We start from the raw sequence: 15,029 nt of genomic DNA, 5'->3' as shown, positions 1-15,029 counted from the left end.
TGCCCTTATCCCGCTCCGAATCCATGACCACTCGTCGTTACCTGCAACTGGATGTATTTTCCGCCCGCGCGGGTGCTGGCAACCCGCTAGGCGTGGTCGTCGATACCGATGGCCTGGACGCTCCCGCCATGCAGGCCATCGCCGCTTGGTTGAACCTGTCCGAGACCATCTTTTTTCTGCCGCCGGACGACGGTGCCAGCTACCACATCCGCATCTTCACCCCGAAGATGGAAATGCCCTTCGCCGGCCACCCCAGCGTGGGCGCGGCCTGGGCGGCGGTGGAGCTGGGGCTTGCCACGGCCGACGACGAGGGCCGCTTGATCCAGCAATGTGCCGCCGGGTTGCTGCCGGTGCAGGTCCAGGGCGGGCGCTGGTTCCGCCAGATCAAGGTGCGTAGCCCGCAGGCCGAACGCCGCGACACGCAGCTGGGCGAACTTCCCGAAGGCCTGGCCGCGCTTGCGCATCCGGGCCAATCACCGGCGCTGTGGAACAACGGCCCTGACTGGGGTGTGCTGGAAGCCAGCAGCGAAGCAGCGCTGCGCCGCTACAAGCCCGAACTGGGCGCCATTTCGGCCATGCCTGGACGCGGCAAGCTGGCCATTTTTGCTGCGGCTGATCGCCCGGATGTCGGCTATCAATATGTGGTGCGCGCCTTTGCCCCGGGTGTTGGGGTCAACGAAGATCCGGTCACCGGCAGCGCCAACGCCTTGGTCGCTGCCTACCTGCTGGCCCAGGGCCGGCTCAAGCCGCATCAGCAGTATCTGGCCAGCCAGGGCCGCGAATTGGGCCGCAACGGCGAAGTACGCGTGGAGGTGGATGCCGACGCGAACATCTGGATTGGTGGCGAAGTGCAGCAGGTCATCAGCGGCCAGATCGAGTGGTGATGCGGCATTTGCACGCACACCAACACACCGCGTAGCGCTCCCTTCTCCCGTGTACGGGACGACAACGCGACAAGCGCCCGAGGGGCAAGACCGGTATGTGCTGAACCCACGTCCCGGCTCTTGTGCAAGCGCAAGGGCGCTCATCAAATCGCGAACCGATGGTTCGCAAACACCCCTCTTTGCCCCGCATGCAAAAGAGGGGCTACGAAAATCAGCTTTCCACGGACGCTCCCATGACCACCCGCCGCTTTCTGCAACTCGATGTCTTCGCTCCCCGCCCCGGCACCGGCAACCCGCTGGCGGTCGTTCTCGACGCCGAAGGCCTGGACGATGCCGCCATGCAGGCCATCGCCCGCTGGACCCGCCTGCCGGAAACCACCTTCATCAGCGCGCCCGTTGCACCGGGCAGCAGCTATCGCATCCGCATGTTCGCGCCGCAGAAGGAAGTGCCGTTCGCCGGCCATCCCAGCGTCGGCAGTGCACACGCCGTGCTCGAAGCCGGCGTGGCTGCGGCCATTGACGGTCTACTGGTACAGGACGGCATCGCCGGCCAGCTGCCGCTGCGAATTAGCGAAAACGACGGCGTGCGCACCATCGCCATCCGCACCCCGCGTGCTTCCGTGGCCGAAGTTGTCATTGCCGACGACGCGCGCCTGCAGCCGGCCATTGCCGGCTGGCCGCTGGGCACACTGCCGCCGGCCTTGATGGACGGCGGCCGTCGCTGGTGGGTGGTGGAAGTAGCGGACGAAGCCACACTGCGCGCACTCACCCCGGACTGGGATGCCGTCGCAATGCTGGCCGAAGCTACCGGCGCAATGGGCGTATTCGCTTATGCGCGCAGTGACGGCGAAGGCTATCAGCTGGTCGTGCGCGCCTTCGTCGGCAATGGCCGTCGTTTTGAGGATGCTGCTTCTGGTGCCGCCAATGCCGTGCTGGCTGCATGGCTGGACGAACGCGGCGCACTGCCGGGCACCGACAAGCGCTACACCGCCAGCCAGGGCCGCGAAGTCGGCCACGATGCACTGCTGGAACTGAGCGTCGATGAACACGGTGATGTCTGGTCGGGCGGCCAGGTACAGACTGTCATCCAGGGAACCATCAACTGGTAACCCTTCCACGCAAGGAACGTCATGCCGAAGAGCAACACCTTCAAACTTGAGTGCAACTGCGGCGAAGTATCGATTCAGGTAAGTGGCGCGCCGGCTGCGCGCGCCTATTGTCACTGCCATGCCTGCCAGCAGTTTTATGGACTGCCGGTATTGGCTGCCAATGCATGGGCAAGCGACGCGCTGGCCGTTACTCACGGCAATGGACAGTTATCTACCTACCAACACCCGCAGCTACGGATGCAGCGACACTACTGCGCTGCTTGTGGCGAAGTGCTGTTCGGCAGCAATCGACTGGGCATGGCCGTCATTCGCACCTCACTGATTGCGCGTGCCTTTGGCGGCCAATTACCCGAGGCCTACGCCCCCACATTCCATCTGTTCTATGCCTACCGCCTGCTGGACATCCAGGATGCGCTGCCCAAATACAGTGAAGGCTGGGACGGGCCACTGCATGACGACTGATATGAGAATGGCGTTGTCTGCCTGAGACCGGAGCCGTTGCCACCTGGGCGGCCCCGCTTGAAAGCAACACCGGCCGCCAACACGTCAACCCATGCAGCACGACGTCTGCAGACAGGGAGTAAACCTTGGGAAAATGGAGTGTTGTTGGGCTGTGCCTGATTCTCGCCACCCTTGCCAACGCCCTGGCCGCCCAGGCAGCCCAGCCGGAGAAGGCGTTGTTCGTGGGCAACAGCCTGATCTACGTTGGCAATCTGCCAGCAACCTTCGCCGCGATGAGCGAGGCCAACGGTCAACCGGTTCACAGCCAAATGATCGTCAGAGGCGGCGCCACACTGAGCCAGCGCGTCGCCGACGGCTCGGTGCAGCAAGCATTTAGTACGCAGCGTCCGGCAATTCTGGTGCTGCAGGAACAAGGCGGCACGCTGTTATGCATGCCCGACAAGAATGCCTGCAACCAGTCGCAGGCCGCAGTGACCGCTCTGTCCGAAATGGGCCGTAAAAACGGCGCCCGGGTGTTTCTGCTCGGCAGTTATCAGGGCCATCCGCGCGCATCGGTCGCATTGGTCGAACGCGAATCTGCTGCAGCGAAACAAGCAGACATTCCTTACGTGGAAATATCCGAAGCCCTGCGCAGCGCATCCACAACGGCGCCGGACCTGCAGTGGTTTGACGCCGACGGCGGACACCCCGGCCCGGCGCTTACGCTGCTGGACGCAATCCAACTCTATCGGGCCATCCACGGGCGTTATCCAGAACGTGGCTTCACGGTTGATGCCCCCATCTACGGAACAACCAGTGGCCTCGACGACGCTACCCTGCGTGACGCCAATGCGCCTGCGCCACTGAGCGACACACCAACCCGCATCACGTATTCCGATGCCGTGGTTCAGCGCATCAACGCAATGCTGCAAGCCACTCCGCGATAACCCGGAACCCTCTCGCCATGCCCCACCTCACCATCGAATACAGCAGCAACCTCGGTACCGCCCCCGCAGCTGCTTTGTTACGTGCCGCCAATGAAGCGTTGATGCACACCGGTCAGTTCCAGGAGGCCGACATCAAGAGTCGCGCGATTGGCCATGACAATTTCGCCATCGGCACTGCCGATACAGCGCGTGCGTTTGTCGCGGCAACGCTGTCCCTCCTCAGCGGTCGCACAGCCGAAACCAAACGCGAGATCGCCCAGGCGCTGTTGGCCGCCCTGGAAGCCGCTATTCCTACCAATGGTATGGACCTGCAGACCAGCGTCGAGATCCTCGACATCGACCGTGACAGTTACGCAAAATCCCATCGCCACGGCTGATATGCCGACCGCCCCCTTGCCACGTGAGAACCGGACAACAGATGGACCTGCAACAGGCAATCGCAAACCACTGCGGCACCTTCCACTGTGAAGCACTGTCCGACGCCACCATCACCCGCAACATCGGCTTCTCCCACCGCATCACGCCTGCACACGACACTGCCGACATCCCCGACCTCCCGGGGCTGCGTCCTTTCTATAGCCAATTCGGCAGCGCGCTGTTCTACGCCGATAACGACAGTGGCGAGGCAGCCATACTGCTGGCATCACCTTCGGACTGGGCGCATCTACGCCGACATTTTGATGGTTGGACGGAAGCCATGGATCCAGCCGAGCGCGAGGAATATCTGCCCGAATGGGTCGATGCGGCGCTGGTCATCGGCGAGGAACCTGGGACCGGCAACTACCTGCTGATACCCACCTCCGGTGAGCCGGCCGGGCATGTATTCCTGTTCGACCACGATGGCTTCGACTTCATCGAACAGGCCCCGGACATCATCAGCTACGCATGGAAACAACTGGATCTGGATGACAGTGCGCTACTGGTGATCGCCACCCACCTACGCTTCATCAGTGACGCCACCCCACATCAATGGTGGATACGCGAACTGCGCGACAACCGCGGCAATGTTGCCCGGACATACGAATAGGCGCTCCCTGCCCACGGGCAGGCTCAGCTGTCCTTGAACGTGAACTTCAGCTTCGCCCCGTCGATCAACGGCATGTACGCATCCGTTGATCGAAGTTTCAGGTCGCTCCAGAACGTCATCTCTTGAATACCTGGGGCAAATTTTGAAAATGAGATGTCGACACTGAAATTGAACTTGACCGGGCCTGCTGCCTTGAGCATCTGCGCCTGGAGTTCACGCAGCTGCCGTACCCCGTCCGGTGTCAGCACCCGTTCGTAGGTGGTGACCGGAACATCGGCACTGAACAGCCCGGTGCTGCGCTTCCCTTCTGCTGTCCCCAACAGCCTCAACTGCATGTCGGCCACAAGCGCGGGCTCTCCCTGAGGGTGCAGCTCCAGCTTCAGGCGGGTACCCGACACGTCCACTACGTTGCCGCGCGGGACCGATACCCGGACGCCTACGCCGGCGGGGTCCAGCTGATGCAGGGTCTTTTCGTCCAATGTGGACAGCCGCAGCGCAGTGGACAGGGGAATGGAGGCGCAGGCAGATAGCGCAAGCAGACACACACCGGCAATGAACCGGGAATACGCGGCAGGAAATCGCACCAGAGTACCTCCATGGTCGTCGCGTGATGCCCGCAGCGAGGCAAGTGCCCAGGCCAGTGTCCTTGCGATGGGCATCGTGCCACTATCCGGCCGTCATCGCATTCCGGAGAAGACCGTGACCTCGTCCCGCTTTCATTCAATTTCCCCCTTCCTCGGCACCGACGATCTGCCGGCGGCGCTGGCGTTCTACCAGGAGAAACTGGGCTTCGACCTTGCCTGGGAATGGGGCAGTCCGTTGGAAGTGGCGGCGGTGTGTCGTGACCAGGTGGAGATCACCCTCACCTGTCGCAGCGATGCCAAGCCTGGCGGAACGAGCCGGCTCTATATCAGCATCGATGCGATTGATGGCTACTACGCACAGCTGCAACACACCGGCATAGCCATTGACGTCCCCATTGGGGATCGCCCGTACGGCATGCGTGACTTCAGCGTTGTCGATCCCGCAGGCAACGTACTGACATTCGGCCAGCCGCTACCGCAGGCACAGCCCGCCTGCTGAAGCACGAAAAACACAGTTGCCTGCAGGTTGGTGTTTCGCCCCAACCTGCAGGCTGCAGCGCTATCGCCGTATCATGTCGCGCCTGCGCGCCAACACATAGCCCAGCCATGCAAATGGCAAGTAAGCCAGCAGCACGTCTAACACCTCGAACCAGCGTGGCGCCGGCAGCATGAAACAACTGGCCACGCCGCCCGCCAGGAACAACGCGCCGATCACCAGCGCCGGCACCCCGCTCACCCGCCCAGCCACCAGTGTCGCGATGAAAGCGCCGGCCAAGGTTCCCAACGCATGTGCCAGGAACGGAAACACAAAATGTGCCGGGCCGAACAACGGCATGGCCGCCTTCAATCCTTCCGTGGTGCTTGTATCGACTCCTGCGGGCAGCGGCACCACTCGCCCACCCAGCAGGATCAGCCCCATGTTCACTGCGCTGCCCACAATGAAACCCAGCACCACAGCCAACAGACCTTTCAAAAACGTGCGCATCGCCCCTCTCCCATGACGCCCGATGAGGCGCCAGTATGATCCGCTCGAAGACGCCGGGCACGTGTGGGCGCATCACGTCCTTCACGGCTTCCGGTCTGAGCCGGTGGGGATTCCGGTGCGGGGTGGGATGGGATGGCGTGAGCTGGGGGGGAAGTGGCACATTTGCGCCAGAAGCGTGCCCTCACCCCAACCCCTCTCCCCTACTGCGGGAGAGGGGGCTTCAAGCGCTTACCGCCAGTTGTAATTAAACGAAACACCCACGACGCGCGGCTCGTTATAGACCGCCGCCATGTAGTTTTCGATCACACCCTTGAGGTTCTTCTCGTTGGTGATGTTGCGGGCAAACGCCGCCACCTCCCATGCGCCGTAGCCACCGGTGTAGCCCACGCGCAGGCCGCCTTCAAAGTTACCCTTTGAGTAGAACTCGTTGCTGTCGTACAGCACGAACTGAGTCTCGCCCTGCTTGTTCCAGTCAGTGGCAAAGAACAGTGCGCCGTCGTTGCCCATCGGGATGTCGTAGCGGGCAGCCAGGTTGAGGTTGTACTTGGGCGCATTCGGCAACGGGTTGCCGTCGATCTGCGCGTAAACGTTGCTGCCGATCTTGATGGTCGGGTCATTGACCGTACACACCACCACACCGTTAAGCGCGCAGACCTGCGCATACACGCGCTTGTCCTCGATCTTGCTGTGCAGCAGGCTCAAGCCGGCGCTGAGCGACAGGTTCGGGATCGGGCGCCAGTCGAGGTCAGCTTCCAGTCCATAGGCCCGCGCCTTGTCGGCATTGAACAGCACGCCATTGCCGTTGGAGTCATTACCGTTGAGCTGGATGTCGTTGACTGCATAGGTGAAGCCGCTGACGTTCAAACGCAGGCGGTTCTCGAACAGGCTGCTCTTGATGCCGGCTTCCCACGACAGAATGGTTTCCGAATCGGCAGTGGTGAAATCGGCATTGAACGCTGCCGAGCGGCCCTGGATGGTCGGGCCACGGAAGCCACGTGCCACGCGTGCGTAGACACTCAACTCCGGGCTGATCTCATACATCGCGCTCAGGTCCCAACTGGGCTGGGTATCGGACATCTCGACGTTGGTGCGGCCCTTGTAGATCACTACGCCGGCAGCGGTGTCGGCGGTCTTGAGCAGGCGGGTCTTCTTTTCGTCCTTGGTGCCGCGCACGCCTGCAGTCAGGGTCAGTGCGTCGGTGGCCTTCCAGCTCACCTGGCCGAAGCCCGCCCACGAGGTGTTGATGTTGCGCAGGCGCACCCAGTTGTTCGGGTTGTGAGCCGCTGTGTCGAGAAACCAGGCGCGCTGGTAGAAATCGGTGGTGTCACGGCCATCGAAGTAGAACGCACCCACCTGCCACGACCACGGATCGGTGCTATTGGAAGCCAGCCGCACTTCCTGCGTGAATTGGTCCAGGTCACGCACCTGACCCATCGACTGGCCGTAGCCGTTGGCCACGCCATTGACCGGGAAATCGGCCGCAGCACCGCCATCGGTGTCACCACGGCTGTAGCCGGAGGTGGTCTCGTAGGCACTGATCGAGGTCAGCGTGGTCGCGCCGAAATCGTAAGTCGCCTTGACCGAGCCGCCGTGGGTCTTATACGCCTGCGGGTTGTTGTCGGCTTCGTCGTAGGCAACATTGTCGCGCGCCACGTCCACACGGTTGGAACCCTTGCTCAGCGCATTGCGCAGGAACAGAGTCGAAGTACCGTCGTAATCGCGGGTGTGGGCCGAGGCCAGCAGCGAGAACTGGTCATTGGGCTGCAATAGCAGCTGCAGACGCAGGTTGCGGTCGTCGTAACCGCCCATCGTGTCCTTCTTCGGCGTCACCGTGCCGTCGGCGCTGGGGCCACTGTAGGTGTTGTCCACCCAGTCATCGCGATGCTGGTACAGCGTGGAGATACGATACGACAGCACATCATTGATCGCCCCGCCCATGCCGCCGTCCACCGACACCGTATTGAAGCTGCCGTAGCTCACGTTGACCCGGCCGCTGCCTTCCTGGCTGGGCTTGACCGTATCGAACTTGACGATGCCGGCAGTGGTATTGCGGCCGAACAACGAACCCTGCGGGCCGCGCAGCACTTCCACCTGGTCTACGTCGTAAACCGGGTTGGACTTGAGCACCACGTGTTCCAGCACCACGTCGTCCTGGATGATCGACACTGGCTGCGAGGCACCCAGGTAGAAGTCGATGTTGCCCAAACCACGAATGTAGAAGCGCGGAAAAATGCGGCCCGTGGTGGTTTCGGCATAGAAGCTCGGTACACGGCCAGACAGTGCCAGCAGCGTGTCGTCAGCGCCTTCGGTGTAGCTGCGCAGTGCTTCGCCCTGCACCACGCCTACCGATACCGGCACGTCCTGCAGGTTCTGCTCGCGGCGCTCAGCGGTGACGGTGATGGCATCCAGTGCAGTGGCAGAACTACGCGCGACAGTCTGGGTGACTTCCTGCGCCAGCGCCGACTGTGCAGCCAACGGCAGGATCAGCAATGCACAGGCCTGCGCCAGCAGGGAGCGGCGCGGCAACGTACGGTGGGTGCAACGGGAAGCAGGTGCGGCGGGGTGAAGCTGCATGGGATGCCCTTGGTTGGCAGGTGATGAAACCGCTCGGCCCGGACAGGGCCGATCGCGCGGCATGAGGCGCGCATAGCATCACCGCACAACGTTGCAGTTGGATGGCATTGCCCACGTTTGCCGCCCTGAAGACAAACGCCAGCGCCGGAGCGACCTGCCCCGGCGCTGGCGTTGCCGACACTTCAACCCATGCCGTCATTCCCCCGTTGACGGCATAGGTGATTCATCCACTCAACGCAGATGCTCTTTCAGGAACAGCCAGGTGATCAAGGTCGCATCCGGCCCTTTGGGGTCCGTAAATGGCAGGCCAGAATCGCTGCCGCTCCAGGCGTGCCCCATGCCGTGCACGACATAGTGCTGGACCAGCGTTTTGCCGCCATAGGTGTAGTTGTCGATGGTATAGGCGCGGCCGCCCGGCACCTGCGCATTGAGGGTGCTGGTGGGCACGTACTTCACCGAATCATTGTCAAAACCGTCATCGGCCAGGTCGTTGGTCTGCAGGAACTGGCGCACCGCTTGCTGGCCGTTCACCGGGTTGACCGTGCTGTCGGCGCTGCCATGGAACACCAGCACCGGCAGCGGACGCGGCGATGGGGAGCCCGAGCACTGCCAGGCCAGACGCCCGTTGCTGTCCGGCGAGTAGATGCTGCCCGCCAACAGCGCGTAGGCACTGCCGGAGACCGTGGTGGCGCCCCTGTACATGCCACCGGAATGCACCGCGCCTGCGGCAAAGACATCCGAATAGCAGGCCAGCATGATCGACGTCATGGCACCGCCAGCGGAAATTCCGGTGACGTAGACCCGACGCGGATCGACGTTGTAGCCCGCCTTCACCGCGTCCACGATGCCGGCCAGGATGGCCGCCTCGCCACTGCCTCGCGCCTGGTTGATCGGCAGCTGCCAGTTCCAACAACGCGCCGGGTTGGACGTCACGTTCTGCCGTGGGTACACAACGATGAAGCCTTCTGCATCGGCAACCTCATTGAAGCCGGAAGCCTCCCCCATCAGGTTCGGCCCGTTGACGCACCCGTGAAGCACCAACAACAACGGCTGCGCCTGTGTCTCCGAATAGTCGGCAGGTACCCACACCTGATACTCGCGACTACCGAAAATATTGCCGTACAAGCCGATATCCCAGTGCCCGGTTGCCGTTTGCGCATTGGCGCTCCCGGCCAACGCAAGCCATGTAAACAGAAACACCATGCCCGTCTTGATCGTATCGATGCCGTATTTCATAACCAGATCCTCAAGCGTGAGTCGTGGATGAAGTCGTACCGAAAAACCTCTGGACGAAGCATCCAGAGCGTGTTGCAACGCTGCTGTTAAACCCAGCCAGTGGCGTAATAGATGCCGATCACGACGAACACCGCGAGCGTCTTGATGATCGTCACCGCAAAAATGTCTTTGTAGGCCTGGCGATGGGTGAGCCCGGTCACCATCAGCAGAGTGATGACGGCGCCGTTGTGCGGCAGGCTGTCCATGCCACCCGAGGCCATTGAGGCCACGCGGTGCAGGACTTCCATCGGTATGCCGGCCGCCTGCGCATTGGCAATGAAGGTGTCGGCCATCGCCGCCAGCGCGATGCTCATGCCGCCAGACGCTGAGCCCGTTACGCCGGCCAAGCCGGTCACGGTGACGGCTTCGTGCAGCAAGGGGTCCTTGATCGAACCCAGCGTGTTGGCCACCACCATGAAACCAGGCAGCGCCGCGATCACCGCACCGAAGCCGTATTCGGAGGCCGTGTTCATTGCCGCCAACAGCGCGCCACTGATGGCGGTCTTCGTACCGTCGGCGAACTGGGTGACGACCGGGCGCCAGGCCAACACCATCACCGACAGGATGCCGACCAGCAGCGCGCCCTCGACCGCCCAGATCGCGGCGATCTTGGGCACTTCCTGCACCACCGGCGCGGACTTGCCCATGATCGAGGGCACGAAGCTGTGTTCGGCGCCATACCAGTGCGGTATGCCCAGAGTGAAAAGCTTGTTCGAGACAAACACCAGCAACAGCGGCAACACCGCGATGCCTGCATTCGCCAGCGCAGTGCCCGTAAATGGCAGCGGCTCGTTGACCAGGGTTGCGGGGTCGCCATAACCCTCGCCATTGCGCACGGCAACGCGTCGGCGCCACTCCAGGTAACTCATGCCGACGGCAAGTACGAACACGCTGCCGAGAACACCCAGCACCGGTGCGGCCCAGGTATCGGTGCCAAAGAACGTGGTCGGGATGATGTTCTGGATCTGCGGCGTACCGGGCAACGCATCCATGGTGAAGCTGAAACCACCAACGGCCAGTGTTGCCGGAATCAAGCGTTTGGGGATGTTGCTCTGCCGGAACATTTCGGCAGCGAAGGGATACACCGCAAACACGACGACAAACAGCGACACGCCGCCGTAGGTCAGCAGGCCAGACACCAACACGATGGACAGCATCGCCCGCTGCGGGCCAAACAGGCGAATCGCCGCCCCCACAATCGACTTGGAAAAACCAGAGAGTTCGATCAGCTTTCCGAACACTGCACCCAGCAGGAACACCGGGAAATACAGCTTCAGGAACCCAACCATCTTGTCCATGAACAAGCCGGTGAACATGGGTGCCACCAGCGAAGGATCCGTCAGCAACACCGCGCCGAGTGCGGCGATGGGTGCGAACAGAATCACGCTGTAGCCACGGTAGGCCACCAGCATGAGGAAGCCGAGCGCTGCAAGTACGATCAGTAACGACATACGGCGCTTCCAGATGAGGAGGCGCCCAGTATCCGTATCTGACGGCCGCTGCCGACTGGACCTAGGTCCACTCGCTGGTGCACACGTTCGTCGCTAGCCTAGGCTCCACGGGTGGCAATGGGCCATCTGCAACGCACATGCCTGGGGAGGACCGAATGAAGCGGAACTGTTTGAGCCTGATGATTGGCGCGCTGCTGGCCTCCGGGCCCGCACTGGCGCAAGAGGCGCAAAGCGCAGCACCAGTAGCGGGCAAGGCCGCTTCGGCCACCAACCTGGACAGCATCACGGTGACCGCGCGCAAGCGCGAAGAAACCCTGCAGGAAGTACCTGTGGCGGTGACTGCCTTCACGTCCGAAGCATTGGACAAGTTGAACGTGCAGGACATCGGCGACCTTGATGCACAGGTGCCCAACCTGACCATCTATGCGGCACGCGGTGCCAGCAGCACGGTCACTGCGTACATCCGCGGTATCGGCCAGTCCGATCCCACCTGGGGTGCGGACCCTGGCGTGGGCATCTATCTCGATGACGTCTATATCGCGCGTCCGCAGGGTGCCTTGCTGGACGTGTTCGACGTCTCGCGTATCGAAGTGCTGCGCGGCCCCCAAGGCACGCTGTACGGCAAGAACACCATTGGCGGCGCCATCAAGTACATCTCGCGCGGTCTGCCAACGCAGGTTGAGGGCTTCGCCCAGATCACCGCAGGCAACTACAACCAGCTCGACGCCAAGGCGGCCATCGGTGGCCCGCTGGGTGGGGCGGACAGTGGCCTGCGCGCACGCGTCGCGGTGGCCAGCATGAACCGCGACGGCTTCGGCGAGAACACGCTTACCGGCCAACCGATCAGCGACAAACAGATCAACGCGGCACGATTGAACCTGGGTGCCTACGCGGGCGACGATTTCGACGTGCAGTTCGCATTGGATTGGATCGATGACCAGTCCGGGATGCGTGGCTCGAAGATGCTGGCGCCCAACCCGTTCACTCCTGCGTATCCGCCGATGGACGACCGTTACGACATCCGCTCGGGCATGCCCAATCTCAACAGTGTCGAAACCAAGGGCGCCTCGGCGACGGTGAACTGGCGGCCCAACGACGACGTGGCATTGAAATATGTGATTGCCAAGCGCGAATCCGACAGCCACTCCAACATCGACTTCGATACCACGCCGATCAAGCTGGCCGACGTCGGCGGCTCGTATGCCGACAACCAGGTCAGCAACGAAGTGCAGTTCAACTACGACGCAGGCGGACGTGTGCGCGGCGTGGTCGGCCTGTACCAATTCAGCGGTGAAGCGGGCGGGCAGATCCGCAACAACTTCTTCAACCTGCAGTTCGGCGACACGCGCGGCAAGGTATTGACCGACAGCATCGCGCTCTATGCCGACTGGACCTTCGACCTGACCAGCAAGCTCAAGCTTGATGTCGGTGCGCGTTACACCGACGAGGACAAGCGCGCGATCGTGCTGAACCGCTTCTACGCCGATGCGACCTTCAGCCGTCCGATTGCCGTCGCTGCCGATTTCGACAAGACCACCAACTTCAAGAACGTGTCACCGAAGGTGTCGCTGGATTACGAGATCACCCCGGACATCATGGTTTACGGGTTGGCAACACGCGGTTTCAAGTCCGGTGGTTACAACATCCGCGCCAATGCCGTGGCGGTACCGCGCTCGGCCGAGCCTTTCGACGACGAGACCGTGGACAGCTTCGAGATCGGCAGCAAGATGGCCTTTCTCGACCAGCGCCTGTTCCTGAACCTGTCGGCCTTCCACAACAAGTACAAGGACATCCAGCTGTCGGTGTTCACCGGTATTGATACCAATGGCGACGGCGTTGACGATGCGTTCTTCGGCGACTTCACCAATGCCGGTGCCGGTACGGTCAACGGCCTGGAAATCGAGTACCAGTACCTGCCGACGCAGCACTGGCTCATCACCGGCAACCTGGCGTGGCTGGACACCAAGTACGACGAGTACATGGACCGTGGCGTCAACGTCGCCGACCAGATGAAGTTCACCAATGCGCCAGAGTTCTCGGGTGCATTGAACGTGGAATACCGCACCGAACTGTCCAATGGCAGCAATCTCTCCGCTCGGGTGGGCTACAGCTACCAGAGCGAGGTCTGGCCGACCACGGACCTGAGTCCAGCGATCAGGCAGGATGGCTATGGCCTGGTCAATGCCGGCGTGATCTGGAAGGCCAATGACGCCTGGACCTTCTCCCTGCAAGGCACCAACCTTGCCGACAAGGAGTACCGCACCACGGGCTACAACATCCCGGCGGTCGGCACGTTGATAGGCTTCTACGGCCCGCCGCGCCAGTACAGTCTCAGCGTTCGCTACGATTTCTAGGAACTACCCGGCATGACGCAGTCTTACGACGATCTGTACTGGAACAGCAACGATGGCCTGCGCCTGCATGCACGCGACTATCCACCTTGCCCGGGGGAATCCCCCCGCGGCACGGTGGTGTGCATCCCGGGGTTGACCCGCAATGCAGCCGACTTCGATGCCGTCGCCCTGTATCTGACGGCGGCCGGCTGGCGCGTGCTCGCCGTCGACCTGCGCGGGCGGGCCGGTTCAGCGCGCGCGCCAGACCCGTCCAGCTACAACGCACGGACGTACGCCGACGACATGGCAGCGCTGCTGGATTCCCAAGGTGTCGACAAGGCCGTGTTCATTGGCACCTCGCTGGGGGTGCTGGTCACCATTACCCTTGCCACCCGCGCGCCTGGCCGCATCGCCGCAGCGGTGCTCAACGATGCCGGCCCCAAGGTGCCGCGCGAGGCTTTGGCGCGGATCGGCAAATATGCCGGCAAGACCTTGCCACCGATGGATCTGGAGCAGGCAGCCGCCTACGCCGAGTCAATCGGCAAAGCGTCCTTCCCACGCTTCAGCGCCGACGACTGGCGTGCCATGGCAACGCGCATGTTCCGCCAACGCGATGATGGCCTGCTGGAGCTGGACTACGATCCCGCCGTCATCCGCACCACCCGGCCCTGGGTGCTGTGGCTGCTACGACCGGTGCTATGGCGTGCGGTGCGGTCGCTGACCCGCCGTGCTCCGGTACTGGTGGTGCGCGGCGCGTTGTCGGACATACTTCCGGCGGACGTGGCACGGCAGATGGTGGCAACGTCGGCGACGGCAACCCTGGTCGAAGTACCGGATGTCGGTCATGCACCGACCTTGTCTGAGCCGGTGGCTCGCGACGCGATCCTGGCCCTGCTGGGAGGTGTGCGATGAACGCCGCCGACACAAACCAAGAGATGCCCACTGCGTTGCTGGCCCTGCACCACTGGGCCGCAAGCGAGCGATTGGGCGCCTGCATGCGCGTGGCGCAATCGCGCATCGATGCATTCGCCGATGCCACCGGTGACCACAACTGGATCCACGTCGACCCGGTCCGTGCACAGGACGCGTTGCCGGGCGGGCGAACCATTGCGCACGGCTTCTTGCTGCTCTCACTCACCATCGAGGAAGACGTCGCCGCGCTGGTCAGCTTCCCCGGCATCGCCCGCGTGCTCAACTACGGTTTGAACAAAGTCCGCTTCCTTGCACCGGTGCCCAGCGGCTCGGAAATCCGCGTGCGCTCACAACTCCGTTCGCTGGAGTGCCGCCAGCCGGGACAATGGCTGCTGACCCAGCACAAGACGGTGGAACGGGTGCCATCCGGCGAAGTGGCGCTGGTCGCCGAGCACCTGTCGCTGATCGTGATTGAGCCCTAGCGCCGGCCCATATCACCGCCACTTC

Annotated in this window: 15 protein-coding genes; 10 read left to right on the top strand and 5 right to left on the bottom strand. The window is 62.6% G+C overall.

Annotated features, from left to right (window positions below; genetic code table 11):
• Positions 1–23 precede the first annotated feature (23 nt).
• The 6 genes from PAN08_RS09750 to PAN08_RS09725 all read left to right on the top strand — a co-directional run bounded on the left by PAN08_RS09750 (position 24) and on the right by PAN08_RS09725 (position 4,408).
• Positions 24–884 carry a PhzF family phenazine biosynthesis protein gene (locus tag PAN08_RS09750; protein ID WP_269791328.1) on the top strand — a complete coding sequence of 287 codons (861 nt, stop codon included), beginning with the start codon at positions 24–26 and terminating at the stop codon, positions 882–884.
• A gap of 233 nt (positions 885–1,117) precedes the next feature.
• Positions 1,118–1,993 carry a PhzF family phenazine biosynthesis protein gene (locus PAN08_RS09745; RefSeq protein ID WP_269791327.1) on the top strand — a complete coding sequence of 292 codons (876 nt, stop codon included), beginning with the start codon at positions 1,118–1,120 and terminating at the stop codon, positions 1,991–1,993.
• A 21-nt stretch (positions 1,994–2,014) separates the two neighbouring features.
• Entirely contained in the window at positions 2,015–2,455 is a 441-nt protein-coding gene (locus PAN08_RS09740; RefSeq protein WP_269791326.1) for a GFA family protein, read from the top strand.
• Positions 2,456–2,580: 125 nt separating this feature from the next.
• A complete protein-coding gene (locus tag PAN08_RS09735; protein ID WP_269791325.1) occupies positions 2,581–3,381 on the top strand; it encodes a hypothetical protein in 801 nt (266 codons plus the stop codon).
• A 17-nt stretch (positions 3,382–3,398) separates the two neighbouring features.
• A complete protein-coding gene (locus tag PAN08_RS09730) occupies positions 3,399–3,758 on the top strand; it encodes a hypothetical protein (RefSeq protein WP_269791324.1) in 360 nt (119 codons plus the stop codon).
• A gap of 41 nt (positions 3,759–3,799) precedes the next feature.
• Positions 3,800–4,408, top strand: a complete 609-nt coding sequence (locus tag PAN08_RS09725) for a hypothetical protein (RefSeq protein WP_269791323.1) — start codon at positions 3,800–3,802, stop codon at positions 4,406–4,408.
• 23 nt (positions 4,409–4,431) lie between these two features.
• Here PAN08_RS09725 and PAN08_RS09720 read toward each other — a convergent pair whose 3' ends face one another.
• Positions 4,432–5,067, bottom strand: coding sequence for a hypothetical protein (locus PAN08_RS09720; RefSeq protein ID WP_269791322.1), 636 nt, complete (start codon positions 5,065–5,067; stop codon positions 4,432–4,434).
• Between the two features lie 40 nt (positions 5,068–5,107).
• Here PAN08_RS09720 and PAN08_RS09715 point away from each other — a divergent pair, with 40 nt between their 5' ends.
• Entirely contained in the window at positions 5,108–5,491 is a 384-nt protein-coding gene (locus PAN08_RS09715; protein WP_269791321.1) for a glyoxalase superfamily protein, read from the top strand.
• A 60-nt stretch (positions 5,492–5,551) separates the two neighbouring features.
• On the opposite strand, the gene PAN08_RS09710 is transcribed toward PAN08_RS09715, so the two are convergent.
• The 4 genes from PAN08_RS09710 to PAN08_RS09695 form a co-directional block, all read right to left on the bottom strand.
• The gene (locus tag PAN08_RS09710) at positions 5,552–5,977 is read right to left on the bottom strand and encodes a hypothetical protein (RefSeq protein WP_269791320.1); all 426 of its coding nucleotides are present in this window, start codon (positions 5,975–5,977) and stop codon (positions 5,552–5,554) included.
• A gap of 228 nt (positions 5,978–6,205) precedes the next feature.
• Positions 6,206–8,551 (bottom strand): TonB-dependent receptor, encoded by a 2,346-nt coding sequence (locus tag PAN08_RS09705; protein WP_269791319.1) that lies wholly within the window; start codon positions 8,549–8,551, stop codon positions 6,206–6,208.
• A 231-nt stretch (positions 8,552–8,782) separates the two neighbouring features.
• Positions 8,783–9,787, bottom strand: coding sequence for a PHB depolymerase family esterase (locus PAN08_RS09700; RefSeq protein WP_269791318.1), 1,005 nt, complete (start codon positions 9,785–9,787; stop codon positions 8,783–8,785).
• Positions 9,788–9,873: 86 nt separating this feature from the next.
• Positions 9,874–11,277 (bottom strand): GntP family permease, encoded by a 1,404-nt coding sequence (locus PAN08_RS09695; RefSeq protein ID WP_269791317.1) that lies wholly within the window; start codon positions 11,275–11,277, stop codon positions 9,874–9,876.
• Between the two features lie 155 nt (positions 11,278–11,432).
• Here PAN08_RS09695 and PAN08_RS09690 point away from each other — a divergent pair, with 155 nt between their 5' ends.
• The 3 genes from PAN08_RS09690 to PAN08_RS09680 are packed head-to-tail and all read left to right on the top strand — an operon-like array spanning position 11,433 to position 15,004.
• Positions 11,433–13,631 carry a TonB-dependent receptor gene (locus tag PAN08_RS09690; protein ID WP_269791316.1) on the top strand — a complete coding sequence of 733 codons (2,199 nt, stop codon included), beginning with the start codon at positions 11,433–11,435 and terminating at the stop codon, positions 13,629–13,631.
• 12 nt (positions 13,632–13,643) lie between these two features.
• Positions 13,644–14,522 (top strand): alpha/beta hydrolase, encoded by an 879-nt coding sequence (locus PAN08_RS09685; protein ID WP_269791315.1) that lies wholly within the window; start codon positions 13,644–13,646, stop codon positions 14,520–14,522.
• Positions 14,519–15,004, top strand: a complete 486-nt coding sequence (locus PAN08_RS09680; RefSeq protein WP_269791314.1) for a MaoC family dehydratase — start codon at positions 14,519–14,521, stop codon at positions 15,002–15,004. The genes PAN08_RS09685 and PAN08_RS09680 overlap by 4 nt, the downstream gene beginning before the upstream one ends.
• Positions 15,005–15,029 lie beyond the last annotated feature (25 nt).

Origin of the sequence: Stenotrophomonas sp. Iso1, from assembly GCF_027497995.1 — a bacterium.
In the GTDB taxonomy this organism is placed as follows: Bacteria; Pseudomonadota; Gammaproteobacteria; order Xanthomonadales; family Xanthomonadaceae; genus Stenotrophomonas.
This window is presented reverse-complemented; position numbering and strand designations above follow the sequence as displayed.